At 40.0% G+C, this 21,708-nt stretch carries 31 protein-coding genes; 23 read left to right on the top strand and 8 right to left on the bottom strand.

The genetic code is table 11. The annotated features are described in order from the left end of the window. Positions 1–7 precede the first annotated feature (7 nt). Genes AC6H0V_RS00525 through AC6H0V_RS00565 form a run of 9 tightly spaced genes read left to right on the top strand, consistent with a single transcriptional unit; the run spans position 8 to position 6,342 of the window. Positions 8–706 carry a conjugal transfer protein TraI gene (locus AC6H0V_RS00525; RefSeq protein WP_497561745.1) on the top strand — a complete coding sequence of 233 codons (699 nt, stop codon included), beginning with the start codon at positions 8–10 and terminating at the stop codon, positions 704–706. Beyond that, on the top strand, positions 693–1,340 hold the full coding sequence (locus AC6H0V_RS00530) for a hypothetical protein (RefSeq protein ID WP_497561746.1): 648 nt from the start codon (positions 693–695) through the stop codon (positions 1,338–1,340). Before AC6H0V_RS00525 ends, AC6H0V_RS00530 begins: the two co-directional genes overlap by 14 nt. Next, entirely contained in the window at positions 1,324–1,971 is a 648-nt protein-coding gene (locus AC6H0V_RS00535) for a TerB family tellurite resistance protein (RefSeq protein ID WP_497561747.1), read from the top strand. The genes AC6H0V_RS00530 and AC6H0V_RS00535 overlap by 17 nt, the downstream gene beginning before the upstream one ends. A 6-nt stretch (positions 1,972–1,977) precedes the next feature. Next, the gene (traJ, locus tag AC6H0V_RS00540; RefSeq protein ID WP_497561748.1) at positions 1,978–3,183 is read left to right on the top strand and encodes a conjugative transposon protein TraJ; all 1,206 of its coding nucleotides are present in this window, start codon (positions 1,978–1,980) and stop codon (positions 3,181–3,183) included. A 17-nt stretch (positions 3,184–3,200) separates the two neighbouring features. Further along, complete coding sequence (gene traK, locus AC6H0V_RS00545) at positions 3,201–3,815, top strand: conjugative transposon protein TraK (protein WP_497561749.1); 615 nt, start codon at positions 3,201–3,203, stop codon at positions 3,813–3,815. 4 nt (positions 3,816–3,819) lie between these two features. Further along, entirely contained in the window at positions 3,820–4,038 is a 219-nt protein-coding gene (locus AC6H0V_RS00550) for a hypothetical protein (protein WP_497561750.1), read from the top strand. Positions 4,039–4,062: 24 nt separating this feature from the next. After that, complete coding sequence (traM, locus tag AC6H0V_RS00555; RefSeq protein ID WP_497561751.1) at positions 4,063–5,106, top strand: conjugative transposon protein TraM; 1,044 nt, start codon at positions 4,063–4,065, stop codon at positions 5,104–5,106. 15 nt (positions 5,107–5,121) lie between these two features. Continuing rightward, positions 5,122–6,105 (top strand): hypothetical protein, encoded by a 984-nt coding sequence (locus AC6H0V_RS00560; protein WP_497561752.1) that lies wholly within the window; start codon positions 5,122–5,124, stop codon positions 6,103–6,105. Positions 6,106–6,165: 60 nt separating this feature from the next. Continuing rightward, entirely contained in the window at positions 6,166–6,342 is a 177-nt protein-coding gene (locus tag AC6H0V_RS00565) for a BF3379 family histone-like protein (RefSeq protein WP_497561753.1), read from the top strand. Between the two features lie 74 nt (positions 6,343–6,416). Here the strand turns inward: AC6H0V_RS00565 and AC6H0V_RS00570 are convergent, their stop codons facing one another. From AC6H0V_RS00570 to AC6H0V_RS00580, 3 genes are read right to left on the bottom strand one after another with little or no spacing between them, the layout of a single operon-like run. Next, positions 6,417–7,163 (bottom strand): hypothetical protein, encoded by a 747-nt coding sequence (locus AC6H0V_RS00570; protein WP_497561754.1) that lies wholly within the window; start codon positions 7,161–7,163, stop codon positions 6,417–6,419. Beyond that, positions 7,126–8,088, bottom strand: a complete 963-nt coding sequence (locus tag AC6H0V_RS00575; protein WP_497561755.1) for an MvdC/MvdD family ATP grasp protein — start codon at positions 8,086–8,088, stop codon at positions 7,126–7,128. The genes AC6H0V_RS00570 and AC6H0V_RS00575 overlap by 38 nt, the downstream gene beginning before the upstream one ends. Beyond that, positions 8,063–8,398, bottom strand: coding sequence for a hypothetical protein (locus AC6H0V_RS00580; RefSeq protein WP_497561756.1), 336 nt, complete (start codon positions 8,396–8,398; stop codon positions 8,063–8,065). Before AC6H0V_RS00580 ends, AC6H0V_RS00575 begins: the two co-directional genes overlap by 26 nt. 463 nt (positions 8,399–8,861) lie before the next feature. Here AC6H0V_RS00580 and AC6H0V_RS00585 point away from each other — a divergent pair, with 463 nt between their 5' ends. Genes AC6H0V_RS00585 through AC6H0V_RS00625 form a run of 9 tightly spaced genes read left to right on the top strand, consistent with a single transcriptional unit; the run spans position 8,862 to position 15,082 of the window. Next, positions 8,862–9,431 carry a hypothetical protein gene (locus tag AC6H0V_RS00585; RefSeq protein WP_497561757.1) on the top strand — a complete coding sequence of 190 codons (570 nt, stop codon included), beginning with the start codon at positions 8,862–8,864 and terminating at the stop codon, positions 9,429–9,431. A 51-nt stretch (positions 9,432–9,482) separates the two neighbouring features. Next, positions 9,483–9,689, top strand: coding sequence for a hypothetical protein (locus AC6H0V_RS00590; protein WP_497561758.1), 207 nt, complete (start codon positions 9,483–9,485; stop codon positions 9,687–9,689). Further along, on the top strand, positions 9,667–10,731 hold the full coding sequence (locus AC6H0V_RS00595; protein WP_497561759.1) for a DUF932 domain-containing protein: 1,065 nt from the start codon (positions 9,667–9,669) through the stop codon (positions 10,729–10,731). Before AC6H0V_RS00590 ends, AC6H0V_RS00595 begins: the two co-directional genes overlap by 23 nt. A gap of 32 nt (positions 10,732–10,763) precedes the next feature. After that, entirely contained in the window at positions 10,764–11,495 is a 732-nt protein-coding gene (locus tag AC6H0V_RS00600; RefSeq protein ID WP_497561760.1) for a DUF6088 family protein, read from the top strand. Continuing rightward, positions 11,492–12,277, top strand: coding sequence for an 8-oxoguanine DNA glycosylase (locus AC6H0V_RS00605; protein WP_497561761.1), 786 nt, complete (start codon positions 11,492–11,494; stop codon positions 12,275–12,277). The genes AC6H0V_RS00600 and AC6H0V_RS00605 overlap by 4 nt, the downstream gene beginning before the upstream one ends. 10 nt (positions 12,278–12,287) lie before the next feature. Then, entirely contained in the window at positions 12,288–12,629 is a 342-nt protein-coding gene (locus AC6H0V_RS00610) for a hypothetical protein (RefSeq protein WP_497561762.1), read from the top strand. Continuing rightward, entirely contained in the window at positions 12,626–13,843 is a 1,218-nt protein-coding gene (locus tag AC6H0V_RS00615) for a PfkB family carbohydrate kinase (RefSeq protein ID WP_497561763.1), read from the top strand. Before AC6H0V_RS00610 ends, AC6H0V_RS00615 begins: the two co-directional genes overlap by 4 nt. Then, entirely contained in the window at positions 13,836–14,429 is a 594-nt protein-coding gene (locus AC6H0V_RS00620; protein WP_497561764.1) for a 7-cyano-7-deazaguanine synthase, read from the top strand. Before AC6H0V_RS00615 ends, AC6H0V_RS00620 begins: the two co-directional genes overlap by 8 nt. Continuing rightward, positions 14,426–15,082 (top strand): SagB/ThcOx family dehydrogenase, encoded by a 657-nt coding sequence (locus tag AC6H0V_RS00625; protein ID WP_497561765.1) that lies wholly within the window; start codon positions 14,426–14,428, stop codon positions 15,080–15,082. Before AC6H0V_RS00620 ends, AC6H0V_RS00625 begins: the two co-directional genes overlap by 4 nt. Here AC6H0V_RS00625 and AC6H0V_RS00630 read toward each other — a convergent pair. The 4 genes from AC6H0V_RS00630 to AC6H0V_RS00645 are packed head-to-tail and all read right to left on the bottom strand — an operon-like array spanning position 15,040 to position 17,842. Beyond that, a complete protein-coding gene (locus AC6H0V_RS00630) occupies positions 15,040–16,068 on the bottom strand; it encodes a restriction endonuclease (protein WP_497561766.1) in 1,029 nt (342 codons plus the stop codon). The two genes, AC6H0V_RS00625 and AC6H0V_RS00630, sit on opposite strands and share 43 nt — an antisense overlap. A gap of 8 nt (positions 16,069–16,076) precedes the next feature. Continuing rightward, positions 16,077–16,889, bottom strand: a complete 813-nt coding sequence (locus tag AC6H0V_RS00635; protein WP_497561767.1) for an ImmA/IrrE family metallo-endopeptidase — start codon at positions 16,887–16,889, stop codon at positions 16,077–16,079. Then, entirely contained in the window at positions 16,861–17,202 is a 342-nt protein-coding gene (locus AC6H0V_RS00640; protein WP_497561768.1) for a hypothetical protein, read from the bottom strand. The genes AC6H0V_RS00635 and AC6H0V_RS00640 overlap by 29 nt, the downstream gene beginning before the upstream one ends. After that, positions 17,195–17,842 (bottom strand): sigma-70 RNA polymerase sigma factor region 4 domain-containing protein, encoded by a 648-nt coding sequence (locus AC6H0V_RS00645; RefSeq protein ID WP_497561769.1) that lies wholly within the window; start codon positions 17,840–17,842, stop codon positions 17,195–17,197. Before AC6H0V_RS00645 ends, AC6H0V_RS00640 begins: the two co-directional genes overlap by 8 nt. Before the next feature lie 89 nt (positions 17,843–17,931). Between AC6H0V_RS00645 and AC6H0V_RS00650 the strand changes: the two genes are divergently transcribed. The 5 genes from AC6H0V_RS00650 (at position 17,932) to AC6H0V_RS00670 (ending at position 20,933) form a co-directional block, all read left to right on the top strand. Continuing rightward, positions 17,932–18,159 (top strand): DUF2188 domain-containing protein, encoded by a 228-nt coding sequence (locus AC6H0V_RS00650; protein WP_497561770.1) that lies wholly within the window; start codon positions 17,932–17,934, stop codon positions 18,157–18,159. Position 18,160: 1 nt separating this feature from the next. Beyond that, positions 18,161–18,658 carry a Pycsar system effector family protein gene (locus AC6H0V_RS00655; protein WP_497561771.1) on the top strand — a complete coding sequence of 166 codons (498 nt, stop codon included), beginning with the start codon at positions 18,161–18,163 and terminating at the stop codon, positions 18,656–18,658. Next, positions 18,655–19,668, top strand: a complete 1,014-nt coding sequence (locus tag AC6H0V_RS00660; protein WP_497561772.1) for an adenylate/guanylate cyclase domain-containing protein — start codon at positions 18,655–18,657, stop codon at positions 19,666–19,668. The genes AC6H0V_RS00655 and AC6H0V_RS00660 overlap by 4 nt, the downstream gene beginning before the upstream one ends. Further along, a complete protein-coding gene (locus AC6H0V_RS00665; RefSeq protein ID WP_497561773.1) occupies positions 19,669–20,334 on the top strand; it encodes an SEC-C metal-binding domain-containing protein in 666 nt (221 codons plus the stop codon). It abuts the gene before it with no gap. Positions 20,335–20,657: 323 nt separating this feature from the next. Continuing rightward, the gene (locus AC6H0V_RS00670; protein ID WP_497561774.1) at positions 20,658–20,933 is read left to right on the top strand and encodes a hypothetical protein; all 276 of its coding nucleotides are present in this window, start codon (positions 20,658–20,660) and stop codon (positions 20,931–20,933) included. Here AC6H0V_RS00670 and AC6H0V_RS00675 read toward each other — a convergent pair. Beyond that, the gene (locus tag AC6H0V_RS00675; protein ID WP_497561775.1) at positions 20,930–21,676 is read right to left on the bottom strand and encodes a hypothetical protein; all 747 of its coding nucleotides are present in this window, start codon (positions 21,674–21,676) and stop codon (positions 20,930–20,932) included. The genes AC6H0V_RS00670 and AC6H0V_RS00675 overlap by 4 nt on opposite strands. Positions 21,677–21,708: the final 32 nt, after the last annotated feature.

The raw sequence follows: 21,708 nt of genomic DNA on the forward strand, positions 1-21,708 counted from the left end.
TATCACCATGAAGCTTATAAAATATATGAAAACGTACATGGTCATTCTACCATTGAGCGCCATGACATTGTTCGTTGCCTTGCCCAAAGGGGCGAGTGCACAGGTGGCAGTGCTTGAGGTTATCAAGGCAGGAGTGAAAAAAGTAATCAAGGCGGTTGACCTGAAAGTTCAGCGATTGCAGAACCAGACCATTTGGCTACAAAATGCACAGAAGGTGCTGGAAAACCAGTTATCAAAATTAAAGCTTACCGAGATATCCGACTGGACTGAGAAACAGAAGAACCTTTACAGCGAGTACTACGAAGAGCTATGGAAGGTTAAATCGGCCATTGCCTATTATAAACGGATAAAAGATCTTACCACTAAACAGGTTGCAATTGTCGATGAATATAGATGGGCTTGGGGTCTCTTTAATAAGGATAAGCACTTCCGGCCAGAGGAACTGGAGCAAATGGAAAAGGTTTATAAAGGCATTCTCGACGAGAGCTTTAAGAACCTGGATCTTATTATCCTAGTAGTTAATTCTTTCAAAACCCAGATGAGCGACGCTAAGCGGCTTGAGATTATTAACGAGGCAGTAAATAAAATGGACGGTAACTACAACGATCTTAAGCGGTTCAATATGGAGAATATCCAGTTGAGCATACAACGATCCATGTCACTGGATGAAACAGCAAAATTAAAGGAGATTTATGGAATTCAATAGACTAAAAGCAATCTTGCTTTTCATAGCTGTTCAGTTTTGTTCCCTTGCAACAAATGCGCAGACATACGCTGAATTCTTTAGGCAAAAGAACACGCAAAAGAAATACCTCATTGAGCAAATCATGGCACTGAAAGTTTATGCAGGCTACCTTAAAAAAGGTTACGATGTTGCAAGTGATGGGCTGAATACCATAAAGGATATTTCAAAGGGAGAATTTAGCCTTCATAATTCATTTATCGGTTCCTTAAAGACGGTTAGCCCAGTAATCAGGAACAATAGCAAAGTTGCTGATATTATCATCCTACAGCTTGAGATCAGCAAAGCTTTCAAAGGCATTAAAAATAACAGCCCTTTGGGAATCGCAACACTTTCTTATGTTGATCAGGTCCGTGACAACGTAATGGAGGAGTGCGGAAAAGATCTTGATGAACTTTTACTTGTGATCTCATCAGGAAAAGTCGAAATGAAAGATGACGAACGGCTAAAACGATTGGAGGACATATATCAAAATATGGTCGATAAATCAGCGTTTGTTCAGCATTTCATCAACCAGATCAATATTATGGGTCAACAGAAATGGAGCGAAGAACAATCTATTCACCAATTAAAAAAGCTTTATGGAACTAATAATTAAACTTAGGACTGCCTGTTTGGCATTTGGACTGGTTTGTTTCTTAAATCTACAGTCTGCAAATGCACAATCACAGGAGACACAGCAATTGTTGCTGAATGTCGAAAAATTGAGCCAACTTAAAAATATCCTCTCTGATATGAAGCGTGGCTATACGGTTATCACAAACGGGTATAATTCCGTCAAGAACATTGCACAGGGTAATTTTTCAATTCACGAAATTTTCTTGAATGGCTTGATGCTAGTCAATCCGGAAATCAAAAAATACAAGAGGGTGGCTGATATCATCAACTATCAGAAGGATATCATAACCGAATATAAATCGGCATTCAAAAGGTTCAGGGCATCTTCCAACTTCAGTCCGCAGGAAATTGATTATCTGGGCAAGGTATATAAACAACTCTTTGACCAAAGCTTGGACAATCTGGAGGAGCTGACTACGGTGATTACTTCGTCAAAACTTCGAATGAGCGATGATGAACGGCTACAGGCTATTGATCGAATATTTGCGGATACAGAAGATAAGCTAACTTTTCTCCGAAATTTTAATAGGGAGGCGAGCATCCTTAACCTTCAAAGAATGAAGGAAAATGCTGATCTGAAAACTACCCAAGGCTATTTTGGGATAAACTAAAAAGCTATGAAAAAACTTATTTCTTTAACCACATTATTTGTGGTAGCGACCCTGCTCTTGCCCAAAAATTCCAGCGCCCAGGGCATGGCGGAAACACTTACTGGCATGCAGCCCATATTGGACAGGGTATACAACGAAATGCTCCCGCTTTGCAGTAGGCTTATTGCAGTAGCCCGAGCGATAGCTGGATTCGGTGCACTTTGGTACATTGCCAGTCGGGTTTGGCGCCAAATGGCATCGGCCGAACCTATAGACTTTTATCCGTTGCTGCGCCCTTTCGCATTGGGTTTGGCCATACTCATGTTCCCGTTGGTGATTACGGTAATCAATGGCATCCTACAGCCAACTGTTTCTGCTACGGGTTCGATGGTAAAAGATTCGAACAAGGCAATCGAAGTTTTGCTAAAGCGCAAGGAGCAGGCTATTAAAAAAAGCAAATATTACGAAATGTATGTTGGTGATGATGGCCGTGGCGATAGTGATAAATGGTATAAATATACGCATCCAAAAGATCCTGACCGTAGCGACGAGGGAATGTTTGAAGGGATTGGGAATGACATCAAGTTTTTCATGGAAAAACAGTCCTATAATTTTAGAAATTCGATCAAGCAATGGATGAGCGAAGTTTTGGAAGTTCTTTATGCTGCGGCGAGCCTGTGTATCAATACCATTAGGACTTTCTTTCTGATCGTGCTTGCGATTCTAGGCCCTCTTGTTTTCGGCTTTGCAGTTTTTGATGGCTTTCAGAACACATTGACCGTCTGGCTTGCTAGATATATAAACATTTTTCTATGGCTTCCCATCGCGAACATCTTTGGGAGCATATTGGGAAAGATACAGGAGAATATGCTAAAACTGGATATTTCACAGATCGACCAGCAGGGAGATACGTTTTTCAGCAGTACTGATACCGCCTACCTCATCTTTCTTGTAATCGGTATTGTAGGATATTTTTCTGTACCTAATGTTGCAAATTATGTGGTACACGCAGGTGGTGGAAACACAATCCTTCAAAAGGTAAATGCCATAATCAGCACCACTAGTCATACGGGCATGCGTGCGGGTTCTGCTGGTGCGGGAATGGCAATGGACATGCTAGGGGATGGTGGCCGTAATATGAGCCAAGGTTATGCGAATGCGAGTAATTCTGATTATTTCCCCGACCAACAGGGCGGGTCAAGCCATCAAAAAGATAAGCTTTCTGGTAAATAAATCTAAAAAACAAAGCAATGTTTACACAATTTAAAAACATCGACACAGCATTTAGCCATATCAAAAAATTTAGCATTTTCCTGATAGTTGCCTGTGTGCTTATCTCTGGTTTTTCTATCTACAAAAGCTTCGATATGGTAAATAACATTCAGGCAAAGATTTATATCCTTGCCAATGGAAAGGCCATTGAAGCTTTTAGTACCGAAAGGAAAGATAATCTTCCGGTAGAGCTTAGGGATCATATCAAAACGTTCCATTATCTATTTTTTACCCTCGACCCAGATGACAAGGTTATCCAAAATAACATTTCAAGAGCACTGAACCTTGCGGATGAAAGTGCAAAAAAAGCTTATGATAATCTCCGTGAACAGGGTTATTACAATAACCTCATTTCTGCTAATATCTCACAGGAAATAACTGCGGATAGCGTACAGCTTGATATAGACCAGTACCCATTTTACTTCAAATGTTATGCAACCCAAAAGCTGATCAGATCCACATCGGTAACCACCAGAAAACTGGTCACACAGGGCTACATCCGGAACGTAACACGAAGCGATAATAATCCGCACGGTTTTTTGATACAGCGATGGGAAACTTTGGAAAACCGGGATGAACCACTTAATCCATAATGCAATGAAGCTATTTAAAAAACAAACGACGGAAATTTATTCAAACGATGCAATTGCCGAGAAAATTGCGAAAGAGATTGTCGAAAAGCAGCACCGTTTTGCTGATTACCTCAATTCTAGATCAAGAACACTTTCATCAAAATCGCTTGCCTATATATTGTTTGGGTTGTGTATCGCTTTTGCTGGCTATTGTACCTATTTATTGCTAACCGCAATCAATTAAATATTAATTAAACAAATATTCAAAATGGAAAGAAAACAGAAAGACAAAAGAAAAGTGCTGCTGGTACTACCAATACTGGTGCTACCATTCATGGCGCTGGCATTTTATGCAATGGGCGGAGGAACAGGCACCACAGCTTCCCTTCCACCAACAAAAGGTATCAATAGTACGCTACCTGATGCGACCTTCAAAGGTGAAGACCCAACGGACAAATTGGGAATTTATAACCTAAAACGCAATGATACTTCGGGAACTGACATCGCAAGGGCAGCTGATCGGCTGGGCTTTGACCCTACAAATGTCGATCCACAGACCGCACAGATTAATCAAAAACTGGATGAGCTCAATAAGGAGTTAACGAAACCATCCGTCAAAGACCACAGCTCTTCTGGAGCAACAATTCAGCAGTCAGATGGAATTAAAACTGACGTTGACCGATTGGAAACACTGATGAGATCAATGCAGTCCGACAAAGGTTCAGATCCAGAGATGGAACAATTGAACACGATGCTTCAAAGTATCATGGATATACAACATCCCGAACGTATCAGGGAAAAATATATTAATCGAATTTCTGATAGCCCCGATAGTCTGTTTATGGCGATACCCGCAGTTGTTGTAGACGATCAACGAGTTGTGCAGGGAGCAACCATAAAACTGCGCCTGCTCGACTCTGTAGTATTGAACGGGCAGATAATACCAAAGGGGCAGTTTGTTTTTGGTATCTGCAATATCGCAAACCAAAGGCTGCTGCTCGATATAAAAACGATCCGTTTGGGCAATCGCATTATTCCTGTCGACCTTTCTGTCTACAGCTTGGATGGGATTCGTGGAATTGAAGCCCCGGAAGCTCTGCTTACGGATGCTATCAATGGCGGCTCAGATGATGCGGTTAGAAACTTGCAGTTCATGGTCCTAGATCAATCGATGGGTGCGCAAATAGCTGGTGCAGGAATAGAAACTGCAAAGAGCCTTTTTTCAAAAAAGGTAAAACGCATCAAGGTGAAGCTTAAAGCTAACCATCCAATTCTGTTGCGGGATAATAAGCCTAATCAATCAATTCGTTAACTAAAAAACATTATTATGAATTTGAACAATCTGGAAGATCTCAAAGATGAGATGAAGAAATTAGGCTTCGATGAAGCGCTAATCACAAAAATGGAAGAGCATATGAAAAATGACGATCCGGCATTTAAGCTCTACGATGAAGTGAAGGCGAGCAGGGGTCAGGTAGACATCACCTTGCATTTTAAACAATCGGGTCAATCGGAGTATTATTATCTGAATAAACTTGAGGCGGTGCATAACCAGGGAAAAGCCTTAGAAGAGGGGCAAAAGTATATGGTAATTACAAAGACAGACGACGGCAAGAATATTGTTAAGAAATTGGAAAATGTAGCAGAGGCTATCGATTTTTTCAAGAAACAGAACGGCAATAGTGAGTTGGCAGTCGGTAAAGATGCCGCTCACAAGACCATGCTTGCCAATATGGAGGAAGGGAAGGTAAATTACGTATCGAAGGATTTTAACCGAGAATATTATTCGCCATCCATTCCGCAAACTTTTTGGCTTGATCACGGAAAGGGCTTTACAAAAGAGCAAGCCTCTAATCTTGTTCAGGGAAGGGCAGTCTATCGCGATGACCTATTGAGTAGGGAAGGAACTCCATACAGAGCATGGATGCAGCTTGATACTGAAAAAGAAAGGGATCGTCAGAATAACCTAACCTTTCGCCAATTTACTGATGCTTATGGCTTCGATATTAAAGGATTGTTAGATGATTTTAAAATCAAAGAAATGGCTGATCCCAAAAAAGCGGCGGCTTTGGAAAGTTCTTTGATTAACGGTAACCGTCCACTTGTTACAGTAGAAAAAGATGGGCAAGAAGCAAAAATGTACTTGGAAACGGCCGTACGTTATGGCAAGCTAAACTTTTATAGGGAAGATGGTAAGCCTGAGAAAAGGGAGCAGTTCCAAAAAGAAACAGGGCTTGAGGTTGCAAATATCTTGCAGAAAAAAAATGGGCAAGATAAAGAGGTTGCTCAAAGCGCAGGTTTAGGCAGGTAAGAAATCTGAATTCATCTCATAAACTCATAATTCACTAATACTCATTTTATAATAAACATCATGGAAAAATTCGAAAAACTAAAACAACTTATCGCAAGCATTGAAACCGATGCAGGCAAATTTTATAACGCAAACAATGGTGCAGCGGGCACTAGGGTTCGTAAAGCTATGCAGGAGTTAAAGATACTCGCTGGCGAAATCAGAAAAGAGATTACTGAAAAAAAGACCGCGAAATAAGTCTGGTTGGAAAAACGTCACGGGCCGTGTTAGTAGCATGGCCCGTTTTTTTGACTGTTGCCGCGTTTGGTATTCTATTTTGCCTTTTTTGGGAAGGTTTTTTCTATGGTATCTGCCTGTTTTAGATTACTTTTAATTGTTGCTTCATGCTGATTGATAATAGTTATTGACTTACTAATTGGCTGTTTTGATTGTTCTTGACCATTTTTTTTTAGAAACAGCGAAAAGCATACAACCCACAAAGCATATAAGCTTATAATGACAATAGCTCTTTTGTAATAAGCTTGAGCCATTGATAAGTTATCAACTTTCTCATCGACAGTATTATAATTCGCTTTAGTATGGGTTGCAATGGTGACTATTAATTTCTTCTTATATTCCTTCTCATTCCCTTTGACATTGATATCTTTAAATCCTAATATATGATAACTCCCTCTTTCCAATGCCTTAACAGAAAACCAAACTGTTCGGACTGTATATATCGACAGCACAAATGAAATTACCACTGAAATATTTATTGCTAGTGCACTTTCAGATTTACCATTCATCATTGTATTTGAAGCCACCACAAGTGTCGTTGCGATACTAATGGTGCTTAAAAAAAGCGCTGCTTTAGACTCGATTCCCTTGCGTCGGTCTTCTTCTGTGTCAGATATTTTTTTTGCAAGATCAAGAACTGTATCAATGTTTTCATCATCAATTTGCAAGGCAAATTTTGGCCGTTGTGTCTCATCTTCCTCTTCCAAAGGGTCGAGTATAGGCCAAAAAATTTCCCGGAAATCTTTAAACCGTTCGTTCTTCCAAAATTTTAGTAATTGCATCTGATATTTTGAAATTAAGTCGTTTTTCAATCCAAGCCCACTGGCCATTCGGGTTGATCTCTAAAAAAATATATTGAGCATTCTGATCCAATATGAAATCTATTGCACCAAAATTCAATCCTAACCTTTCCATCAGCATATGGCATTTGTCCAACAAATCCAGGGGTAGGTCGTGACGAGAATATTCCAATTCCTGTTCTGACTGCCTCCAATCGCTAACCGCATCAGCCACGTTTGCTGAGTGTATAAGTGCGCCAAAAACTTGTTTGCCAACCACGGTAACACGAATATCTGCCTTTTTTGCTATTAGCGGCTGAATGTAAATCGGACAAGAAACAATTCTGCTAACGTTAACTTCATCTAGCTCCACTCTAGTTGTAAAAATTACACCTCTTTCCCCGTCACCCTCTACCAGGCCGGATTTTATTGGTTTGATAATACAATTCCCCTCGTGTTCCTTGTAAAAATCCAATACTTCTTGCGGTTGGTTACTGACAAGCGAGTCTGGGATTTTAAACCCTAGGTCTTTTGCTATCATTAGCTGATATAATTTGTTCTCAGCACTCCGTATCGAGGATACCTTATTCAGCCAAAATCTGTTGTCCAGTATCTTGTAAAGACCTTCAAGGGTGTAAAGCATTTCAGATCTTAGGAAGTTAGCTTCACTGGTATTGACCTCTCTAAAATCACAATTTAGTTCAGGTCTCCTGTAATAAACTGACTGGAACTCTAGAAGGTCAAATTTTTGTCCTATTTGACTGTCAGATAAGGTAAATGAGAGCGTGCTGAAATCAAACTTCAAGCTAACACTGTTGCCGATTTCTTCAGTGTTTAGCCTGTAGTACTTTAAATTTTTTGAGCGTAAATGTTTGACAATGAAATCTGTCGTAACATCAGATTTATTGGTTAATAGCAAGATGCTCATCGTCTCTTTCTCTTTGCATTCTCGTTTTAGTCATCATTTCCAGCAACAACTCTTTGCGATCATCGTCCCGTTCTCTATCCGCAAGGGTCTTCGTCATTAACTCCAAAACTAAACTGTCATCATTGCTTTCGCGCGCTACTTTCGTCGTAGTCATCGATTCGGAACCGATAGTATCTAAATCAATAAATGGCATTTTCTCGCCGTTTTTTAAAGCGACAACGTTTAGGTCTTTCAAATGATCATATTCAAAAGGTACGTCGCCTATGGCTTCTTTGCGACGTACGATGTAGTCAAGGATGAGGTGTTTCATGTTTATTTGGTTAGGCTTATCAATCAAAGATAAACAATGCAAATGATTTTTTCGATCATCAATTACCTCCAAATAAACTGAATGTGCGCTGTGTCAAATCGGTTCTAACGCTTGAAAGGTCGCAGAAGAGATTGAAAATTACCCCCAACCTTTTTGTGCCAAAATTTCTGAACAATCCCTTAGCCTAGTCAAGACCAAGCCCTACGGGTTTGCTGAAAAAAAATCTCCACACCTCGCTGCGCTCGGGTCGTATTTTTTTTCGCAAAGTCTTGCCTGCCTATTGGATTGTAGTCAGGTGATTGTGTTTAACAAAAAGGCAGGAGGCTCCTGCCGACTGAATTTTAAAAGAGAAAACCCATGAACGAAACAAAAGGCAGAAGCCCACCCACAGCACAAAGCAGAACCCATTTATTAGCGCAAATTATTCAAATCATTATCGAAAACAATTTAAAAAATAGAAGTTATGAAAACTACAGTAATCACAAGCGGAAAAGAAAACGGAGCAGTAAAAAATACAACGGATAAATCGGCAATCCGTCCGGCAGTAGCTTTGAAAGATGCCAATCAGCAAGACAATGAAAAACTAAAATTGGAATCAGAAACGGCAAACGCTACACCCGCCGAAGTTGAACAGCCAAAAGAAGAATCAAAAGCAAACGTTTTAACAGCCGAAACACTAAAGGCAGAGCCTACAAAAATTGAAATCAAAGAGCAGTTGAAAGAAGAAAAACCTGCGATGAATTTAGAAGCCACTATTAAATTAGCATTGGATTTAAATCGTCGCATCAATCAAAGGGGCAAACTTTTGGAAACTATTGGAACGCTAGAAACTTTTGAGGTAGCGCAAAAAGATGATGCGGAAGAAACGGACAGCACAAATTTTCAGCGTTGCGAATTAACAATTGAAGATGATAAAGGAAGGGAGTTTACCACTAAAAACCCATTTATCATTAACGCAGTTGCCAAAATGGTAAACACACTTTGTGTAAATAAATTGGCAGAAATCGAGGGCGAAATCTTTATCCCTGCTTAGTTTTAATCACGCCCCTTGCAATCTGTAAGGGGCGTTCATTCATTCAGAATCATGAAATACGAAACTATATTTTTAATGGTACGGGTGGCAGTTCAAGCCGACCATTCAGAATTGGGAGATATTGTTCACGAAATAGAAACCCAATCGAAACTGACATTAACCGATACGGCAAACGTCAACATTTTGGAAACCGAGATTTTAGTATCTAGAGTTAGGAACATTAAAAAAATCAATTATGGCACACAACCTAAATTATAACCAAAAGACAGAAAAGCACAGCTTTTTTTCGGTTAAAGAAAAAGCCTGGCACGGACTAGGCACAATTATAGAAAATTATCCAACAAGCGCAGAAGCCATAAAATACGCAGGTTTAGATTATACAGTTGAAAAACGAAACCTGTTTACCTATGGTGACGATACCACGCCCGAAACCGAAGATAACGACATTGTAATGGAGTGGCGTGTTGATGTGCCAAACCATTATGCAACTGTTAGAACAGATACCGACGAAGTTTTGGGCGTAGTTGGCAGGGACTACCACGTTGTACAGAATATAGAAGCCTTTTCATTTTTTGATAGTATTATAGGGGGTAAAGAGGGTATAAAATATGAAACGGCAGGAGCATTGGGCAATGGGGAACGTATTTTTATAACCGCAAAATTGCCCGAATACATCAAGGTAGGAAAGAACGATTTAATTGAGCAGTTTTTGTTTTTGACAACTTCGCACGATGGTTTTGGGAGCATTACCGCATCATTTACACCAATTCGGATTTGTTGTCAAAATACATTGAATGCCGTTTTGAAAAATCAGAGTAATGCTATTAAAATACGGCATACAGCTAGCGCACCCGAAAGGCTAAAAGAAGCACATAAACTGCTAGGTATTTCCAACCTTTTGGCAAAAGAAATGGAGGAAGTTTTTAACTTGTGGTCTAAAGTTAGAATTACCGATAAGCAAGTTAAAAAATTGGTGCAGATTGCAATGGCACCCAATAGGGAAACGTTGCAGAATTTACAAAAAGGTAAACAGGATGAATTTTCAAGTATGTTTACGAATATGGTTGATAATGTTTTGGAATATACCGCCACAAGTCCGAGCCAGCTAATGGAATCGACCAAGGGCAATTTGTTTGGTGCATACAACGGAGTAACAGGATATTTTCAGAATGTTAAAAATTACAAAGACACCGAAACAAAGTTTATATCCATAATGACGGGCAACGCATTAGTTAAGGCGCAAGCAACGTTTAATTTATGCAATGAGTTTGCGAAAAATGGCGTGGATGCATTGAACTAACAGCGTGACACATCAGATTAAGCACTAAGAGCATGTTTGTTCTTAGTGCTTTGCCATGCCAAATTTTCGGGCGGCCCTTGCGGGCAATAATTACAAATGTATGGAAGTTACGCATTAATTATTTCAATAATTTTTTTGTTACCTTTTTAGTTATATTTGTAACGGAATTGAAATCAACTCATCAACTTATTGCCAATAGAATTAGCCGCCTTACCACGGGTGATTTGGTATTTCCCACTGATTTTCGCGGGTTAGGTTCTGAAGATTCGATTAAAATGAGCCTTAGCCGTCATGCAAAAGAAAATAACTTGGAACGATTGGGCCATGGCATCTATCTTAAGGTCGGTAAATCCTTTAAAGCCCCCGAGTTGGAAATAGTTGCTAATGCTATCGCCAAAAAGGAAAAAGTCAAGATTAGACCGGCTGGCGATTTTGCATTATATCAATTAGGTCTGAACAAGTCGAAGCCAAATGATTTAGTCTATTTGACAAACGGCGAACCACGTAATATAAAGATTGGCAGCCAACGCCTGATCTTCAAATCAACAACTTGCAAAAAGCTCGCCCTATCGCAGGGGACCAGTGGGCTCCTCGTACTGGCTTTGGACGAACTAGGAAAGGATAGGGTCACAGAGCAATTGACCCAGCAAATCTGTGAAAAAATAATTGGTATCGATCAAAAGATATGGCTTTTAGACCTACTGCTAGCCCCAGGCTGGATATATAACTTACTATTTAAACTACATCAAAAAACAACGACATGAAGGCAACGAATGAAATAAATGAAGCCGATGTAGCGTGGCGAATGTTGTGTGAGGCTGCGCGTCAAATTCCCAGCGAAGAACAGGAACTGCTACCTGGCGTAAAATGGGGCGATTGCGCTCAACTTTATACGCCAGCATTCTGGAAAGTGCAATATATTTCCTACATGCAGAAATTGGAACCCCGCCAAATCTATAAACTGGGCGATACGATTCTGGAAGAAATCGTGGTTTGCCTGCTTGGCGGTTTTGGAATGCCAGCCGAGGTGGGACTTGCGGCGTTTGAACGTCTCAAGCGTGAAAAGTTGATCCGACCGAAGATATCGCACGAACTTTTGTATCAGGCTTTAGTCAAGCCATTTGAATTCCCCAATGGCAGGCAAATGACATACCGGTTTTACAACCAAAAAAGCAAGTACATTTTTAACCTGCTGGACAGAGAGGACCTCAATGCGATCCCACTTCAGAACGATATCGAATTACGTCGATGGTTGTTAAGCGTAGATGGAATCGGCTTAAAAACCGCATCTTGGATAACCAGAAACTGGCTAGACAGCGATAGAGTCGCTATTCTCGATATCCATATTCTTAGAGCGGGACAACTGGCGGGCTTTTACAAGAATGAGAACTATGATTTGACCAAGTATTATTTATTGTTGGAGGAGCAGTATTTGTCTTTTTGTGAAGCGCTCGGGGCATCATCTGCGATTATGGATGCGATAATTTGGGATTTTATGAAAAAAACCAATAGATTAGCACTCAGTGCTTTGAAGCACATCAACTAAACCAAATAAGATGTCCGGAAACAACAACAGTGATCACGATACCGCTATTGGCGGAGGTGGGTCAGATACCACCCCAAATTGTGCTACCCTTAGTGGTAGAGGAACTATCATGTCTCCTGTTGCTTCGGTCTTAGCGACATTAAAAGTTGGTGATACCCTAACGATTAGTTTGCGTGCCGCAACAGGGCCAGTACAGGCTTTTACGATTGCAGGACAATTAGTCGGCAGTGTGTTACTGTCTAGCACTTTTTCGACCTCTATAATATACTGCATTAATGAGCAGTTTGAATATCAGGGACGCATTATTTCTTTGGTTGGCGGTTCCTGTGAATTAGTAATTTCTGCTCGATGATAGTTGTAGGTGGTACGTACGATGAGTATTGTTTTGAACCGAGATGGGACAAAACATATGGATCTGGGTTGCGCGCATGTTGGACGCTATCGCGTTTACGGCCGGACCGCACCATAGACTTTTTTACTTTTGGCAACCAACGTACCGAAGATTATTTATCACAGGTTCGTGAAGAGATCAATTTTAAATATACGGTGTCACCCATACAACATTTAGTGCAGTTCCGTTACGATTATCCATTGGCTGAACCATTGGTTATTCCAAGGCCTGATACTCTTAAAAATCATGAGAATGTTATTGAGGTAAACGGAGAAATGATCCTATATTATGGTATGATTGAAGGCAAAGCGGTTATTTCTGGTAATAAGGTGGTTTATGACCCGCAATCGCCTTCAAACCCTATATTGTTTTCAGCGACCGGATCGACAGCTCAAAGATTGGCAATAGTGATTAATATGACTGAAGCCAAAAAGATCAGTAATATTAATACCAATGATGTACAGGCAATTCAGGACTTCTTTTTTGAAAATGAGGGCGCTGAAGTGGTAGTTCTTAAAATGGGGGCAAAAGGAGCTTGTGTCAAAACAAAAGCTGGGACTGAGGCTATGATCCCTGTGTACGAAACCAAGGCCATTTGGCCTATAGGCTCTGGGGACGTCTTTGCTGCCTCGTTCGCTCATTATTGGGATTTGCTTGATGACCCCATTATTGCGGCAAGGAATGCCTCCTGGGACACCGCAGTTTATTGCAATACCCGTAACTTTAATTTTTTGCCTTTTGAGAGTGATCCGGATATTAAACCTTTTTTGATCAACGATTATCCGAAGGCACAATTATATTTAGCTGGACCATTCTTCACTTTTTCTGAACGCTGGCTAATCAATGAGATATTTCTTTGTTTGCGCTCGATGAACATCAGTGTCTTTTCACCCTGGCATGATGTAGGCCTTGGAGAGGCCTCAATGGTCGTACCGCTTGATATCAAAGGCCTGAATGAATCCAAAGTGATTTTTGCCGTATTAGATGGCCTGGACTCAGGAACGCTGTTTGAAATCGGATTTGGAGTCGCGAAAGAATGTACCGTTATCGGCTATGTTGAGAACGAATCGTCGGAAAGTATAAAAATGCTGCAAGGAACAGATTGTATCATTGAAAAAGACTTGACCACTGCGCTGTATAAATGCCTGTGGGCGCTAGCTAAAATCGATGATTAAGGGTATATTATTGTCAGGGGGACTAGACTCTGTGTCGCTGGCATATTGGAAAAGACCCGACATTGCTATTTCCGTCAATTATGGTCAAGCCGCCGCGAAAAAAGAAATCGAGGTCAGTGCGATCATCGCCGGTGAAATGGGAATACAACACGAAATAATTGAGGTCGATTGCAGCACCTTAGGTAGCGGTGATCTGATCAATGGCGTTTCCATAGAAGGCTCACCGTCTTCGGAATGGTGGCCTTACCGTAACCAACTACTAATTACACTCGGTTGCATGAAAGGAATCGATTTAAATATCAACGAATTAATGGTCGGATCGGTGCTATCTGACGGTTTTCACAAAGACGGCACTGCTGACTTTTATAAACACATCAGTACCTTAATGAACTATCAGGAAGGTAATATCAAAATTACTGCGCCTGCAATCGGACTGTCATCGGTAGAGCTGATCAAGACGTCGGGCATTCCAGACTCTTTGCTGCATTGGGCGCATTCTTGTCATACCGGTAACATTGCCTGTGGTAAATGCAGAGGGTGTCTTAAATATCAGTATACCCTCCGAACCTTATACAGCGAGCAGTGAAAAATCCAACCTTGAGATCAGAAGAACTATCTGTCGCGGGTTATGATTATAAGCTGAAGAAGCGTATAAAACTAGGCAAGCCTACCCAACCACTCACAACTGCCTTTGGCAAAGTAATTAACGATCGTCGATCGACCAGAAAATTTCACACGATCAGCAAAGAACAACTAAGCGAATTGCTTTGGCATACAGCCAAAGTAAAATCTTTGCAGATGCAGGAAAACGGATATATTCTGACCTATCGTGGAGCGCCATCTGCAGGAGCACGTCACCCTATTGATATCATTGTCTATAATCCTAAAATATTTGGAGATGCACATTTTTATTATTACAACCCGTTCGAGCATAGCGTCAACCAAATCGCTGATACAAATATTTCACCCGTGATCAACCATGTTGAGAAACTTATTCCTATTGGCAATGGTACTTTGATTTGGTTCGTGGCCCATCCCCAGCGTACAGCCGCTAAATACGAGAATCCAGAATCACTGATATGGAGAGATTGTGGCGCACTGATCAACAGCATCCAATTGACTTGTACAGCCATGCGATTAAACTCCTGTCCGATCGGCAGTTTAGGTGAGCCTTATATTTCCGATTTTTTTAACGATCAGGACGGCATCTTTGGAGCAGGGGGGCTGCTGATCGGCTGAAAAACTTTGTCAAATGCAGACAAAGCGTCTATCAAACTATCGGAGGTTAATTGCACTTTATCCTCTAGCAACTCCAAGTTCATCAAGTCCAAATAAAGCCCGTCTATCAACACCTTATTGATTGCAGTGAGATAAGGAAGTGACGTATTAATGGTATAAGCTCTGAGTTTTATAGAAGCGGCACCAATCTTTTTCATTATCGCGACAGCCTTTATCCTGATTTGATCCTGTTTTACAGCATTTGAACTTTGCCCGACTATTTCAAACGCCAGTACGATAAGTTTATCAATTAAGTTTCTAAACTGCTGACTTACAATTTGCCCAGCCTTATGGTTTGTGTTATACTTTGCCTCAATTCTTACGATTTCAGTTTCGCATTCTTTAAATATGCGTTCGCATTCTAGTATGAAATCTGTCGTATTATGAATCATTTTCGATAGCAGTCTGATCGGAAAATTGTCATTATGAACCTTGAAAATCTCCATTCGGATCATAAATAAATTCGGTAAATAATCCCTGGTCAAACTAACCGGCTTAATTTTGTTAAAGCTGTCCCACGGGATAAACTTATGGTATCTGTGAGTCAACTCCTCAAGCTTTGCAGATGCACTCTTAAGTTTTAGCTTTAACACTGCGTCACCTGCCATTTCTTGAAGTTCAGCTAATGAACTTAAGCTAATGTTTGATGTAGCAGCACTTTTGATTGCTCCAGCCTGAAAACCGGATTCCGACATTAGGAACCCGCGATCTGCCCCAATGTCCTGTACGATTTGCTGAAGGGTAAGTATTTTTTCTTTCGGCACTGAGGTTTTCCAAAGTTTACATTCAATAACCCAAATCACATCTACGCCAAAATGTTTCAAAGTGACCAACACATCTACCCGATGGCTGCCCCTTACGCCAGTTACTGTCGCGTCGGTTTGCGCGTCAGCCCCAATTGTGATAAAAAAAGCGGCCACGGCCTCTTGATATTCATTCCAATTCATACAATAACTTATTTAAACCAGACTATGCTAATTGCATATCCATGTTCGTCCGAGTAAAAACATTGTTCGTATAGTGGCCAAGTTGGTGCTCCTTTCCGATCGTAAAACCAGTCTTCCAAATCAACATTCTGAATACTCGTATATTTAGCATCAGATTTGAGAAAAGATTCTCCTAAAACACTTGTTGGTGGTGGCGCTTCCCCGACTTTGAACCGATGAGCTAACATTGGAAAATCTTGGCTTTTAGAATACCACTTTACACGATTATTTTCGCAGAAAGTAACTAATATTCCATGTGTTCCCACTTCCGCAAATCTTATTAACGCAGCTGTAAGGCTAACTTTAAATGAGGCAGCAATTTCTTTTATTATATCGAGCGAAAACTTCTTCCCGCCAGTAAAATTACGAAGTCGCTCCCGGGGCATTAAAAGGCATGAAGCAAAATAGTCCGCTTCAACTTCCATTTTTTCTTGATGAAATAATGAAATGTTAGAGGGATGCGGTTTAATATCGCCATTCTTTATAGCATAATTATGTGCTTCTAAAAAGTAATGACCAAGTTCATGAGATAAAGTGAAGCGCCCTCGATTAGTGCCTAAATCATTTCCTTTTGCTGAATTTAGATGGATATTGAATTTTTTGCCATCCCAAACTAACATCCCGTCGAAATACTTCCCATAATTATCTACAGAAACTCTAATGCCTTCATCAGCACATATAGCAACTAAATCCGTTTCATTTTTATCACGAAACTGCCCAGCAAGAAAATCAGTTACTTTTAAAATTTCACTTTTAATCTTCGGTGATATCTGGTGAATCATTGCCTTCTTGGTTCTTTTTCATTTTTTCGAATATGTCGTCTGGAATATCTTCATGTTTTCGGGCTGCCATTCTTAACTGAAAAACTTCTTCATCGAGTTCAGGATTTTCGAGATGAAGCATGTATTTAGGTTTCCAACTGCCATTTAGGATTGCAAAAGGGTCAACGGCGTTTATATCTAATTTATGTACAATTTCAGCATAGAGCTTTTCAAACCTAGCTTCTTCTTTATCATTTCTTGGAAGAAAATAACCGACAGAATGAATCCATTCAGTTATGTTTTCTTCATTAATATTAACATTTATTTTAGGCATTTTGCAACTCCTTTCTCACAAGTTCTATTGCTTCTTTTTTATATATCCTTAATGTTGTTTGAGAAAGTCCTCCAAGAATTTCTCTTAACTCCGCTAACAAGGCGCCTGGTAAATTATGACCCTCTTTTTCATGATACAGATATGTTAAATAAATGATTTTATGTTTCTGGGTTAGTTTAGCAAAGATCTCATCCAATCTTTTCTCGTACTCTATCAATGCTTTCAATTTCTCTGGTTCGTAATTAATGTCCGGATCGATCAAAGAATTAATCACGGTTTCAGTTCCATCATATGGTGACATTTTTGGATTAAACAAACCTATTACTTCACGATCGGCTATCTTATATAAATATCGTTTAAAACATTTATCAACATCCCCGCTTTTGCATTCTCCATGACGATATCGAGGGTATTTTAAGAAACGTGCAAACACCCTGTTTGCGAGTTCTATCCCGTCGTCATCATCTCTCTTCCACTTTCTAGCAAGTACAATGCATTTTTTGATAAGGTCCTCACGGTATCTAAATGTTATTGTAATAAATGCAGCTTCCCCTAACTCTTTATAATCGGGGTCCTGTATAGAATTAATATATTCTACAAGATCAACAGTGTTTTCGTTTTTTAATTCTTCCCAGTTCATTTGGATTCTAACCTCTCTACCAAAAAGCGTTAGGTAACGCTTTTTGGTTATAAAAGGTGTAATATTTTCACAAAAGATAAATAAAAAACATGAAAAAGAGCAAAGACGTATTCGTCGTGAAGCACGGTGATGATTGGGCAACCAGAACTGCAGGTAGCCAAAGGGTGGCAAAAGTATATGATACCCAAAAAGAAGCAATTAATGCTGGCAGGAAACAAGCCATAAATAATGCATCCGAACTAACAATACAGAATAGACACGGTCAGTTTAGAGAAAAGAATTCTTATGGCAATGACCCAACAAAATCAAGGGGCTGATATGGAAAAGGAAAGACTGAAGTTCTGTATCGAAAGATGGGACCACTATTACGACAGCATAAATAATAAAAGTGCTGTTTTTCTGGCGCTGGGCACTTTCATTGTTGGCGGTCTGATAGCAGCATATCCGACTATACATGCCTTAGTGGACTGTAATGTGTGGATTCATACATTGATGTTAACATTGATTGGCATCGGGGTCTCTATCATGATCATCGTTGTTTTGGCATCGACGCCATTTTTAACAAATGACGTTGATTCGCTATTGTATTTTGGGACCGTATCATGCATCACTAGTAAGGACTACCATGAAAAGTCTGTAGCTGGCTGCACTGATGAGCAAGAACTAGTAGATCTAAGAGACCAGGCACATCAACTATCTATAGGCCTTTCCAAAAAATTCAAGAGGTTGAAGCTTGCAGGCATACTTTTCTCTATTCAGTTTTTCCTTTTTATTCCATTACTGATATTAATAATTCTAAACCTAAAAGTACTATGAAGATTTTTGAAGATTATTTAAAACCAATACGTGAGGCCATTGCCTCAGATCCAAAGGCACATCGATTGAACCTAAATCTATCGGCAACTCGCGATAATTTCGAGAAGGCGTTTAACATCAGGGCGTTTAACCAACAGGTACCCGAAAAAAGACTTTTGCCAAGTCTTGAGGATTTTGCCAGAACGATAGGTATGGTCCCAAACTTCGATCAGGAACTGGGGCTCCATCCTGATTTTGCCCATCTTAAACATTCAGACTATGTGGAGAACCATTACATTGTCTCTATGTTTGTTGACATCAAGGGGTCGACCAATCTGTTTAGGAAGTATACTCCACAAACGGTTTGGCTGATCACCAATACTATACAGCGAGCGGCTATACATACTTGTTTGATTTTTGGGGGTTATGTACACCGCTTACAGGGCGATGGCCTTTTTGTATACTTTGGTAAAAAAGGAATGAACGAAACAGTCGCCGTTCAGCGCTCACTTCAATTTTCTAGTGTTTTTACATACTTCGTGAAAGAAGACCTTAAGAATATGTTTACCGAGCAGGGGATTGAAAGAGTCTACACTAGGATTGGAATCGACCTGGGCTATGATAGAGATGTTGTTTGGGGAATGGCTGGAATCGGAAAGATCAGCGAGGTGACTACCTGTAGCCTGCATACAAGCCTTGCGAGTAAGATGCAGGGCCACGCAATCAGCAACGGGGTTGTCATAGGCGACCATATCAGGAATGAAAGCCTTGCCCTGAACGATTTTTATACGCCGGTATGCCTAAGGACCGGTGATGAAAAGGATAGGTATATTTTTCAGATACCAGAGGAACGGTTTAACTATACACAACATGATTTTGATTGGTTTCGGTTTTTAAAGAAACAGGAGTTTATAGCCACTGATCTCATGGGTAACCTCCAGCTCAAAAGCAAGGCTACGGTACTTAATAATAGGAATCCGGCATATTTGGCGCCAATTGCGGAGGTTAGCAAGCCATACTATAATTTCTAAATGAAAGGAAAAAGCCTTTTTGAAAGGGACTTCGAGGCAGCAATTACAAGGTTCCCAAAGCTGTCGTCACAATGGAGCACGAAAGTAAACGGGTGGCTAGTATCTGGAGAACTTGATATTTGCGATACCATGGGGAATTATTGGGGAACGTTCGATATTATTATAATCTTTCCGAAGGCCTATCCCTATTGCGTTCCCATTGCAATTGAAAAAAGCGAACTAATTCCACGAGAGATTGATTGGCATATTTCTCCGGAGGGTATGTGCTGTTTAGATTTCTCTTACAGCCTCCAGATTGCTGCCACAAAGGGAATAGAACTAAGCGATTTTATTGTGAAGAAGGTTTATAGCTATTTTGCAAACCAACTCTACAAGATAAATGAAGGTAAATATGCCGGCAGGGAGTATGGACATCACTTTGACGGGACGGTTCAGTATTACATTGAAGAACTTGGATTCAGGGACGAACACGTCTTATATGAAGTGCTAAAAACGGTTTCTTCAGGAGCGAAGGTTGGCAGGAACGATTTATGTCCATGTGGCGGTGGAAAAAAATTAAAACACTGCCATTTAGATTCCATTGAAAGTCTTAAGTCTTTAGGTTTAGAAATCATAGCGAAAGACTTTCAGCTACTAACCAATACTCGCAACGCCAGACGAAATTAATTAAGAAATATGTTTGGTTAGCGGGTACTTCAACATCAGAAAAATTCAGCACAGCTTGTAGCAGTCGCAGCCCTTTGATCGGTATAGCTGATAGTTCCTGATCGAACCGAATCATTTCGTCAGTGAATTAAAATAATATTTCTAGACTTAATATAGTTAGTGGAGAATATTGCATTGAAAACCATTTGTTTGCAAGAAGTTTATAATCAGTCCTTAAAAGATCCAGTTATTATACACTCAGCCATTACTCAGTCATCATAAAATAAATGGGGATTTTTTGTACTATTGAAAATTTATATCTTAGGTTATTAATCAATAATCAAATGGAGACTATATTGCTGCAATCCATTACGGTGGATGAATTTTTCGAAAAAATGAGGTCGATTATCAAAGAGGAACTCAAAAGTGCACTACAACAGGATCAATTATTGACAAAAGAAGGAGCACTGAAAGTAACGGGAGCAAGCAATGTCGTTTTTTTAAAGGCAATCAATGACGGGATAGTCAAGCCACAATTGGTCAAGGGCAGAAAAAAAGCAATGTATCTGGAGTCGGAAGTGCTTAAGATACAAGTCCGCCGAAGGAGGGCCGAGCATTAAAGTTGATATCTTTCTTCGTCCTTTACGGGAATGAAATTTGATTTTTTGCTGATCAATAGTTCAAGTGCCTTATTGGCGTAATTGAAATTTTCGCACCATTTTTTAGTTCGCGACTTTAGTTCGCTTTTCATGTATTTTGAAAAGTGATATTCAAATTTGACCATGGCATAATTTCCCTTGTATATATCTATGTACTCTTCCAGTTTATATTCAAAAAACTCTTCTTCCAATCGTTTTAGATCTTCCTTGATGATTTCAGCCGAAGGTCTGGGTGGATTGGAAGTGTTGATGTCGGATAGTTCTTCTTCTAGCAGGTAAGGCCTGTTCTTGTGTTGCTTTTTATTTGATAGGGCAGAAGCTATCTTTTTGTTGAAATTTTCCTTATCTACTTTGAGTTCCATGTACCTTTTAAGGTTAATGTTCCTTGCTTTCAGCTCTTTAGCTAAGGCTTGGATATCGGCCTTGTTATAATAATGTGATTTCCCCTTAATGAAGAAATTGCTGAATCCGAACTCCTCTCGTATGAATTTACCTGCGCCATAAAAAACATCTTTGAAATACTTATCCAGCTCATGCTCGGTTAACCATCCATCGCTTTGCTTTTGCAGTTTTTTAAACTCATCCGCAGCCTTGTCCAATACCGTGGATGATAGCTGTTTGCTTTTAGGAAGGTCCGTTGTGCCCACCAATTTTACTAGCGCCACTCTTAATTCCTTCAGTTCGTCAAGTATTTGTTTCTCCATAATTAAAATTAAATATAAAATAGCATTGTGCT

The organism is Pedobacter sp. NO84 (assembly GCF_059703915.1).

Excerpts from the sequence above, each read along its gene's own strand:
- AC6H0V_RS00525 (WP_497561745.1), top strand. The coding sequence starts at position 8 with ATGAAGCTTATAAAATATATGAAAACGTACATGGTCATTCTACCATTG.
- AC6H0V_RS00530 (WP_497561746.1), top strand. The coding sequence starts at position 693 with ATGGAATTCAATAGACTAAAAGCAATCTTGCTTTTCATAGCTGTTCAG.
- AC6H0V_RS00535 (WP_497561747.1), top strand. The coding sequence starts at position 1,324 with ATGGAACTAATAATTAAACTTAGGACTGCCTGTTTGGCATTTGGACTG.
- traJ (WP_497561748.1), top strand. The coding sequence starts at position 1,978 with ATGAAAAAACTTATTTCTTTAACCACATTATTTGTGGTAGCGACCCTG.
- traK (WP_497561749.1), top strand. The coding sequence starts at position 3,201 with ATGTTTACACAATTTAAAAACATCGACACAGCATTTAGCCATATCAAA.
- AC6H0V_RS00550 (WP_497561750.1), top strand. The coding sequence starts at position 3,820 with ATGAAGCTATTTAAAAAACAAACGACGGAAATTTATTCAAACGATGCA.
- traM (WP_497561751.1), top strand. The coding sequence starts at position 4,063 with ATGGAAAGAAAACAGAAAGACAAAAGAAAAGTGCTGCTGGTACTACCA.
- AC6H0V_RS00560 (WP_497561752.1), top strand. The coding sequence starts at position 5,122 with ATGAATTTGAACAATCTGGAAGATCTCAAAGATGAGATGAAGAAATTA.
- AC6H0V_RS00565 (WP_497561753.1), top strand. The coding sequence starts at position 6,166 with ATGGAAAAATTCGAAAAACTAAAACAACTTATCGCAAGCATTGAAACC.
- AC6H0V_RS00570 (WP_497561754.1), bottom strand. The coding sequence starts at position 7,163 with ATGCAATTACTAAAATTTTGGAAGAACGAACGGTTTAAAGATTTCCGG.
- AC6H0V_RS00575 (WP_497561755.1), bottom strand. The coding sequence starts at position 8,088 with ATGAGCATCTTGCTATTAACCAATAAATCTGATGTTACGACAGATTTC.
- AC6H0V_RS00580 (WP_497561756.1), bottom strand. The coding sequence starts at position 8,398 with ATGAAACACCTCATCCTTGACTACATCGTACGTCGCAAAGAAGCCATA.
- AC6H0V_RS00585 (WP_497561757.1), top strand. The coding sequence starts at position 8,862 with ATGAAAACTACAGTAATCACAAGCGGAAAAGAAAACGGAGCAGTAAAA.
- AC6H0V_RS00590 (WP_497561758.1), top strand. The coding sequence starts at position 9,483 with ATGAAATACGAAACTATATTTTTAATGGTACGGGTGGCAGTTCAAGCC.
- AC6H0V_RS00595 (WP_497561759.1), top strand. The coding sequence starts at position 9,667 with ATGGCACACAACCTAAATTATAACCAAAAGACAGAAAAGCACAGCTTT.
- AC6H0V_RS00600 (WP_497561760.1), top strand. The coding sequence starts at position 10,764 with ATGTTTGTTCTTAGTGCTTTGCCATGCCAAATTTTCGGGCGGCCCTTG.
- AC6H0V_RS00605 (WP_497561761.1), top strand. The coding sequence starts at position 11,492 with ATGAAGGCAACGAATGAAATAAATGAAGCCGATGTAGCGTGGCGAATG.
- AC6H0V_RS00610 (WP_497561762.1), top strand. The coding sequence starts at position 12,288 with ATGTCCGGAAACAACAACAGTGATCACGATACCGCTATTGGCGGAGGT.
- AC6H0V_RS00615 (WP_497561763.1), top strand. The coding sequence starts at position 12,626 with ATGATAGTTGTAGGTGGTACGTACGATGAGTATTGTTTTGAACCGAGA.
- AC6H0V_RS00620 (WP_497561764.1), top strand. The coding sequence starts at position 13,836 with ATGATTAAGGGTATATTATTGTCAGGGGGACTAGACTCTGTGTCGCTG.
- AC6H0V_RS00630 (WP_497561766.1), bottom strand. The coding sequence starts at position 16,068 with ATGAATTGGAATGAATATCAAGAGGCCGTGGCCGCTTTTTTTATCACA.
- AC6H0V_RS00635 (WP_497561767.1), bottom strand. The coding sequence starts at position 16,889 with ATGATTCACCAGATATCACCGAAGATTAAAAGTGAAATTTTAAAAGTA.
- AC6H0V_RS00640 (WP_497561768.1), bottom strand. The coding sequence starts at position 17,202 with ATGCCTAAAATAAATGTTAATATTAATGAAGAAAACATAACTGAATGG.
- AC6H0V_RS00645 (WP_497561769.1), bottom strand. The coding sequence starts at position 17,842 with ATGAACTGGGAAGAATTAAAAAACGAAAACACTGTTGATCTTGTAGAA.
- AC6H0V_RS00650 (WP_497561770.1), top strand. The coding sequence starts at position 17,932 with ATGAAAAAGAGCAAAGACGTATTCGTCGTGAAGCACGGTGATGATTGG.
- AC6H0V_RS00655 (WP_497561771.1), top strand. The coding sequence starts at position 18,161 with ATGGAAAAGGAAAGACTGAAGTTCTGTATCGAAAGATGGGACCACTAT.
- AC6H0V_RS00660 (WP_497561772.1), top strand. The coding sequence starts at position 18,655 with ATGAAGATTTTTGAAGATTATTTAAAACCAATACGTGAGGCCATTGCC.
- AC6H0V_RS00665 (WP_497561773.1), top strand. The coding sequence starts at position 19,669 with ATGAAAGGAAAAAGCCTTTTTGAAAGGGACTTCGAGGCAGCAATTACA.
- AC6H0V_RS00670 (WP_497561774.1), top strand. The coding sequence starts at position 20,658 with ATGGAGACTATATTGCTGCAATCCATTACGGTGGATGAATTTTTCGAA.
- AC6H0V_RS00675 (WP_497561775.1), bottom strand. The coding sequence starts at position 21,676 with ATGGAGAAACAAATACTTGACGAACTGAAGGAATTAAGAGTGGCGCTA.